The following is a 7,437-nucleotide window of genomic DNA, read 5'->3' as shown; positions in this document are numbered from 1 at the left end:
CCCAGGCCCTGGGCTACCTGGTCGTCGGCCTGCGGATCGACACCGACGACTGGCAAAAGCCCACGCCGCAGACGATCATCGACCGCACGCTGGACCGCCTGGATCACCCCGGCGACCGGCCAGGGCAGGTGGTGCTGCTGCACGACGCCGGCGGCGACCGCTCGCGCACCGTCGCGGCCCTGCCGGGCCTGATCGACGCCATCCGGGCGCGGGGCTATCGGCTGGTCACGGTCGGCGAACTGGCCGGCATGACCCCCGCCCAGGCGATGCCGGTCAGCGACCGCGACCCGCTGGCCCTGGGCCTGGACCGCGTCGGTTTCGGATTGTTCCGTACCCTGAAGATGCTGCTGACGGGGCTGTTCCTGACCGCCATCGCCCTGGGCCTGGCGCGGCTGGTGTTCCTGGCCTGCCTGGCCCTGGTCCACCGCTGGACGCATGAGAGCCCCGAGAACCTGGATCCCGAGACCGGGCCGCTGGTCAGCGTGCTGATCCCCTGCTTCAACGAGGAGAAGGTGATCGCCGCCTCGGTGGCGCGGATCCTGGAATCCGAGTGGAAGAACCTCGAGGTTCTGGTCCTCGACGACGGCTCCAAGGACAACACGGCCGAGGAAGTGCGGCGCGCCCACGGCGACAATCCGCGCGTCACCCTGTTGAGCTTCGAGAACGGCGGCAAGGCGCGGGCGGTCAATCGCGGCCTGGCCGTGGCCAAGGGCGACTACGTCGTGGCCCTCGACGCCGACACGCTTTTCCCGCCGAAGACCATCGGCCGGCTGGTGCGCTGGTTCCAGGATCCCCGGATCGGGGCCGTGGCCGGCAACGCCATCGTCGGCAACCGGGTCAACATGGTCACCCGCTGGCAGGCCCTGGAATATGTCACCGCCCAGAACCTGGAGCGCCGGGCCCTGGCGGCCCTGGGCGCGGTGACGGTGGTGCCCGGCGCGGTCGGCGCCTGGCGCAAGAGCGTGCTGGACGACCTGGGCGGCTATCCGGCCGACACCCTGGCCGAGGACCAGGACCTGACCATCGCCTGCCAGCGCGCCGGCTGGAAGGTGGCCTTCGACCCCTCGGCCCAGGCCTTCACCGAGGCGCCTGACACCGTGGGCGGCCTGCTCAAGCAGCGGTTCCGGTGGTCGTTCGGCACCCTGCAGTGCGTCTGGAAGCACCGCGCGGCCCTGTTCAGCCCCAAGACCCCGGCCTTGGGCTTCGTGGCCCTGCCGCAGATCTGGCTGTTCCAGATCCTGCTGGCCGTCGCCGCGCCGCTGGTCGATCTGGCGGTGGTCTGGAGCCTGATCTCGGGCGTCTACGGCGCCATCGCCCACCCGGTGGAGTGGTCGCCCGACGACACCATCCGGGGCCTGCTGTACTGGGCGGTGTTCATCCTGGTGGACCTGTCGGCCGGCGCCCTGGGCATGGCCCTGGAGAAGCGCGCGCCGTGGGCGGACCTGCCCTATCTGCCGGTCCAGCGCTTCGGCTACCGGCAGCTGATGTACTACGTGGTCGTCAAATCGGTGCTGACCGCCGCGCGGGGCGGGCGCGTGGGGTGGGGAAAACTCGAGCGAAGGGCGACCGCGACGGTCAAGTGACGGCCCGCTCAGGGGTATGACAAGGCTGTCATTCGCCTGTGCGATTGGTAGCGGTACCTTTTTTGCGGCGACGAGGGGGCGGGTTGACCCCCGGGAAGCCGGCGTTCGGTGAAAAAGTCCAAGTGGTTCCGGGCTTGTGCGAGTCCCGCCCACTTTTTCACATGAGCCGAACAATCGGTCCAAGCGCGGTTGCGCCTGCGAAATCACACTCCTATAACCCGGCCACATTTCAGAAGCCGTCGCCGAGACCGGTCACTCATGAACATTCACGAACACCAAGCCAAAGCCGTCCTCGCGGAGTTCGGCGCCCCTGTCCCGCGCGGCTTCGCCGCCTTCACACCGGAGGAGGCCGTCGCCGCCGCTGAAAAGCTGGGTGGTCCGGTGTTCGTGGTGAAGTCCCAGATCCACGCCGGTGGCCGTGGCAAGGGCAAGTTCGAGGGCCTGGGCCCCGACGCCAAGGGCGGCGTCCGCGTCGTCAAGTCGGTCGCCGACGTCAAGGCTTCGGCCGAGGAAATGCTCGGCCGTGTGCTGGTGACCCACCAGACCGGCCCCAAGGGCAAGCAGGTCAACCGCCTCTACATCGAAGAAGGCGCGGCGATCGCCAAGGAATTCTACCTGTCGCTGCTGGTCGACCGCGAGACCTCGATGGTTTCGGTGGTCGCTTCGACCGAAGGCGGCATGGACATCGAGGATGTCGCTCACGACACCCCCGAGAAGATCCATAGCTTCTCGATCGATCCCGCGACCGGCGTGTGGCCGACCCACGCGCGCGCCCTGGCCAAGGCCCTGGGCCTGACCGGCGGCCTGGCCAAGGAAGCCGCCACGCTGCTCGGCCAGCTCTATACGGCGTTCCTGGCCAAGGACATGGCCATGCTGGAGATCAACCCGCTGATCGTCACGGAAGACGATCACCTGAAGGTCCTGGACGCCAAGCTGTCGTTCGACGGCAACTCGCTGTTCCGTCACCCGGACATCCGCGCCCTGCGCGACGAGAGCGAAGAAGACCCCAAGGAAATCGAAGCCTCGAAGTACGACCTGGCCTATATCGCCCTGGAAGGCGAAATCGGCTGCATGGTCAACGGCGCGGGCCTGGCCATGGCCACCATGGACATCATCAAGCTGTACGGCGCCGAGCCGGCCAACTTCCTCGATGTCGGCGGCGGCGCCAGCAAGGAGAAGGTCACCGCGGCCTTCAAGATCATCACCTCCGACCCGTCCGTGAAGGGCATCCTGGTCAACATCTTCGGCGGCATCATGCGCTGCGACATCATCGCGGAAGGCGTCATCGCCGCCGTGAAGGAAGTGGGCCTGAAGGTTCCGCTGGTCGTGCGCCTGGAAGGCACCAACGTCGAACTCGGCAAGAAAATCATTTCGGAAAGCGGCCTGAACGTCATCGCCGCCAACGACCTGTCGGATGGGGCCGAGAAGATCGTCGCCGCCGTCAAAGGGGCTGCGTAACTCTCATGTCCATCCTCATCGGATCTGAAACCAAGGTCATCTGCCAGGGCATCACCGGCGCCCAGGGCACGTTCCACTCGGAACAGGCGATCGCCTACGGCACCAAGATGGTCGGCGGCGTCACCCCCGGCAAGGGCGGCCAGACCCACATCGGCCTGCCGGTGTTCGACACGGTCGGCGAAGCCCGCGAAGCCACCGGCGCCGACGCCACCGCGATCTACGTGCCGCCTCCCTTCGCGGCCGACTCGATCCTGGAAGCCATCGACGCGGAAATCCCGCTGATCATCTGCATCACCGAAGGCATCCCGGTGCTGGACATGGTGCGCGTGAAGAAGGCCCTGCAGGGTTCGAAGTCGCGCCTGATCGGCCCGAACTGCCCCGGCGTCCTGACCCCGAACCAGTGCAAGATCGGCATCATGCCGGGTTCGATCTTCTCGAACGGCTCGGTCGGCGTCGTCTCGCGCTCGGGCACCCTGACTTATGAAGCCGTGTTCCAGACCACGAACGCGGGCCTCGGTCAGACCACGGCCGTCGGCATCGGCGGCGACCCGGTCAAGGGCACCGAGTTCATCGACATCCTGGAACTCTTCCTGGCCGACGAAGCCACCAAGTCGATCGTCATGATCGGCGAGATCGGCGGCTCGGCCGAAGAAGAAGCCGCCCAGTTCATCGCTGACGAAGCCAAGCGCGGCCGCAGCAAGCCCATGGTCGGCTTCATCGCCGGCCGCACGGCCCCTCCCGGCCGTCACATGGGCCACGCCGGCGCGATCATCTCGGGCGGCAAGGGCGGCGCGGAAGACAAGATCGCCGCGATGGAAGCCGCGGGCATCCGCGTCTCGCCGTCGCCGGCGCGCCTGGGCGAGACCCTCCTCGAGGTGCTCAAGGGCTAAACACCACACCGAAACCCCGCCCCGCGGGGCCCAGGTTTTTTGCGACCGCCAGTCGACGATCCGAAAAAATCACCTGGGCCCCGCCGGACATGGCGGGCGCCCGGGTGATTGAGAGACTATATTTACGGGCCTGGGCTACCGGTACCGTAAGGGATCTAAGGCGAACACGATGGCGGACGACGCAGGCATCATCAATCAGGTCTTGACCGAGACCTCGTTCCTCTACGGCGCCAATGCGGCTTTCGTGGAAGATCTCTACGCCCGGTGGGCGGAGAACCCTGCATCGGTCGAGCCGTCTTGGGCCGCCTTCTTCGCCACGCTTTCGGACCAGGCCGACCAGGTCAAGCGCGCCGCGCAGGACCCGGCCTGGACGCCTCGCCAGGCCCCGAGCGTGCGTCCGGAATGGCTGTCGGCCATCGACGGCCAGTGGCCGACCGTGGCCCCCGCCGTCGAAGCCAAGATGACCAAGGCCATCGAGGCCAAGGCTCCGGGCTCCTCGGCAGAAGCCGTCCGCGCCGCCACGCTGGACAGCCTGCGCGCCATCATGATGATCCGGGCCTACCGGATGCGCGGCCACCTGGCCGCYAACCTCGACCCGCTGGGCCTGGAGCCCAAGGCGTCGGCTCCCGAGCTGGACCCGTCGACCTACGGCTTCTCGGAAGCCGACTACGACCGTCCGATCTTCCTGGACTTCGTGCTGGGTCTGGAGACCTCGTCGATCCGCGAGATCCTGTCGATCCTGCGCCGCACCTACTGCGACAATGTCGGCGTGCAGTACATGCACATCTCGGATCCGACCGAGAAGGCCTGGCTGCAGGAGCGCATCGAGGGCCGCGACAAGGAGATCGTGTTCTCCAAGGAAGGCAAGATCGCCATCCTCAAGAAGCTGATCGAGGCCGAGGGCTTCGAACGCTTCCTGCACAAGCGCTTCCCCGGCACCAAGCGCTTCGGCCTCGACGGCGGCGAAGCCTGCATTCCGGCGCTGGAGCAGATCATCAAGCGCGGCGGCGCGCTGGGCGTGAAGGAAATCGTCATCGGCATGCCGCACCGCGGCCGCCTGAACACCCTGGCCGCCGTGATGGGCAAGCCCTATCACGTGATCTTCCACGAATTCCAGGGTGGCTCGTCGGTGCCCTCGGACATCGAGGGCTCGGGCGACGTCAAGTACCACATGGGCGCTTCGTCGGACCGCGAGTTCGACGACAACAAGGTCCACCTGTCGCTGACCGCCAACCCCTCGCACCTGGAAATCGTCAACCCGGTGGTGATCGGCAAAGCGCGCGCCAAGCAGGCGTTCACCCTGCGCGAACAGCCCGACGCCGGCCGCGGCCACGTGCTGCCGCTGCTGCTGCACGGCGACGCGGCCTTCGCGGGCCAGGGGGTGGTGGCCGAGTGCTTCACCCTGTCGGGCCTGAAGGGCTACCGCACGGGCGGCACCATCCACTTCATCGTCAACAACCAGATCGGCTTCACGACCAGTCCGCGCTATTCGCGCAGCTCGCCCTATCCCTCGGATGTGGCGCTGATGGTCGAAGCCCCGATCTTCCACGTCAACGGCGACGACCCCGAAGCCGTGGTCTTCGCGGCCAAGGTCGCCACCGAATATCGCCAAATGTTCGGCAAGGACGTGGTCATCGACATGTTCTGCTATCGTCGGTTCGGTCACAACGAAGGTGACGACCCGACGATGACCTCGCCCTTGATGTACGCCAAGATCAAGGACCACATCTCGACCCGCGAGCTCTACAGCCAGCGGCTGGTCGGCCAAGGCGTGGCCACCCAGGCCGAGGTCGACGGCTGGGTCGGCGAGTTCGACAGCTTCCTCGACCAGGAGTTCGACGCCGGCAAGAGCTACAAGCCCAACAAGGCTGACTGGCTGGACGGCAAGTGGAAGGGCCTGGCCCTGCCCGGCGACGAAGAGCGCAGGGGCAAGACCGAGGTCGCCAAGACCAGGCTGCTGGAGATCGGTCGCCAGATCACGACCATTCCCGACCGCATCAACGCCCACAAGACCGTCAAGCGCGTGATCGAGAACCGCCGCGAAGCGATCGAGAAGGGCGAGAACATCGACTGGGGCACGGCCGAGCACCTGGCCTTCGCCACCCTGCTCGACGAGGGCTTCCCCGTCCGCCTGTCCGGCCAGGACAGCGTGCGCGGCACCTTCACCCAGCGCCATTCGGACATCATCGACCAGACGACCGAAGAGCACTACACGCCGCTCAACAACATCCGCGCCGGCCAGGCCCACTACGAGGTCATCGACTCGGCCCTGTCGGAAGAGGCGGTGCTGGGCTTCGAGTACGGCTTCTCGCTGGCCGACCCGAACACCATGACCCTGTGGGAAGGCCAGTTCGGCGACTTCGTGAACGGCGCCCAGGTGGTCATCGACCAGTTCATCAGCTCGGGCGAGCGCAAGTGGCTGCGGATGAGCGGCCTGACCATGCTGCTGCCGCACGGCTACGAAGGCCAGGGCCCCGAGCACAGCTCGGCGCGCCTCGAGCGCTTCCTGCAGTCGTGCGCGGAAGACAACATGCAGGTGGTCAACTGCACCACCCCGGCCAACTACTTCCACGCCCTGCGTCGCCAGATGCACCGCGAGTTCCGCAAGCCCTTGATCGTCATGACGCCCAAGAGCCTGCTGCGTCACAAGAAGGCGGTCTCGAACCTGGCCGACATGGGCGAGGGCTCCAGCTTCCACCGCGTGATGATCGACGGGGCCGAAGCCGGCTGCGACGTCGGCGGCGTCAAGCTGCAGAGCGACGACAAGATCACCCGCGTCATCGCCTGTTCGGGCAAGGTCTATTTCGACCTGATCGACGCCCGGGCCAAGGCCGGCCGCGACGACATCTACATCGTGCGCCTGGAGCAGTTCTATCCCTGGCCGCTGAAGTCGGTGCTGGCCGTGCTGGGCCGCTTCAAGAACGCCGAGCTGGTCTGGTGCCAGGAAGAGCCCAAGAACATGGGCGGCTGGACCTTCGTCGATCCGTGGCTGGAACTGAGCCTTGCCAAGCTGGACGTGAAGGCCAAGCGTGCGCGCTACGTCGGCCGTCCGGCCTCGGCCTCCACGGCCGCCGGCATGATGAGCCGCCACATGAAAGAACTCGAGACCTTCCTGAACGAAGCCTTCGCCTGATCGCTTCGTCCAGACCCTAACCCGCCCGGACCAAACAAGAGACATCGGAACCCCACATGGCCGACATCATGACCCCCGCCCTCGGCGAATCCGTCACCGAAGCGACGGTGGCGCGCTGGACCAAGAAGGCCGGGGAGGCGGTGAAGAAGGACGAATTGCTCGTCGAGCTGGAAACCGACAAGGTCAGCCTTGAGGTCGTGGCTCCGGCCGACGGCGTCCTGGCCTCGATCAGCGCCGAGGAAGGCGCGACCGTCGTGCCGGGCACGGTGCTGGGCGTGGTGACCGAGGGCGGTGCCGCGACCGCCGCGCCGGCCGCCGCCGCGCCGAAGGCCGCCGCTCCGGCGCCGGCTCCCGCCGCTGCTCCTGCTCCTGC

The 7,437-nt window shown here is 67.0% G+C and carries 5 protein-coding genes; all 5 read left to right on the top strand.

Annotated features, from left to right (window positions below; genetic code table 11):
- A partial coding sequence (locus AC1DZ6_RS14530) for a glycosyltransferase (RefSeq protein WP_477097869.1) occupies positions 1 to 1,583 on the top strand: 1,583 nt, incomplete at its 5' end.
- Between the two features lie 258 nt (positions 1,584 to 1,841).
- Positions 1,842 to 3,041: an ADP-forming succinate--CoA ligase subunit beta gene (gene sucC / locus AC1DZ6_RS14525; protein ID WP_477097868.1), complete on the top strand. Its 1,200-nt coding sequence runs from the start codon at positions 1,842 to 1,844 to the stop codon at positions 3,039 to 3,041.
- A gap of 5 nt (positions 3,042 to 3,046) precedes the next feature.
- On the top strand, positions 3,047 to 3,931 hold the full coding sequence (gene sucD / locus AC1DZ6_RS14520; RefSeq protein ID WP_477097867.1) for a succinate--CoA ligase subunit alpha: 885 nt from the start codon (positions 3,047 to 3,049) through the stop codon (positions 3,929 to 3,931).
- Positions 3,932 to 4,100: 169 nt separating this feature from the next.
- Positions 4,101 to 7,064, top strand: coding sequence for a 2-oxoglutarate dehydrogenase E1 component (locus AC1DZ6_RS14515; protein WP_477097866.1), 2,964 nt, complete (start codon positions 4,101 to 4,103; stop codon positions 7,062 to 7,064).
- A 56-nt stretch (positions 7,065 to 7,120) separates the two neighbouring features.
- Positions 7,121 to 7,437, top strand: a 317-nt coding sequence (locus tag AC1DZ6_RS14510) for a biotin/lipoyl-containing protein (protein ID WP_477097865.1), incomplete at its 3' end; no start/stop codon positions are given.

This window comes from Caulobacter sp. P1_B12_2, assembly GCF_056406675.1.
Note: the sequence above shows the minus strand (reverse complement) of the source record. Positions and strands in the feature narration are given on the sequence as shown.

Coding starts and splice junctions, on each gene's coding strand:
- sucC (WP_477097868.1), top strand. CDS start 1,842: ATGAACATTCACGAACACCAAGCCAAAGCCGTCCTCGCGGAGTTCGGC.
- sucD (WP_477097867.1), top strand. CDS start 3,047: ATGTCCATCCTCATCGGATCTGAAACCAAGGTCATCTGCCAGGGCATC.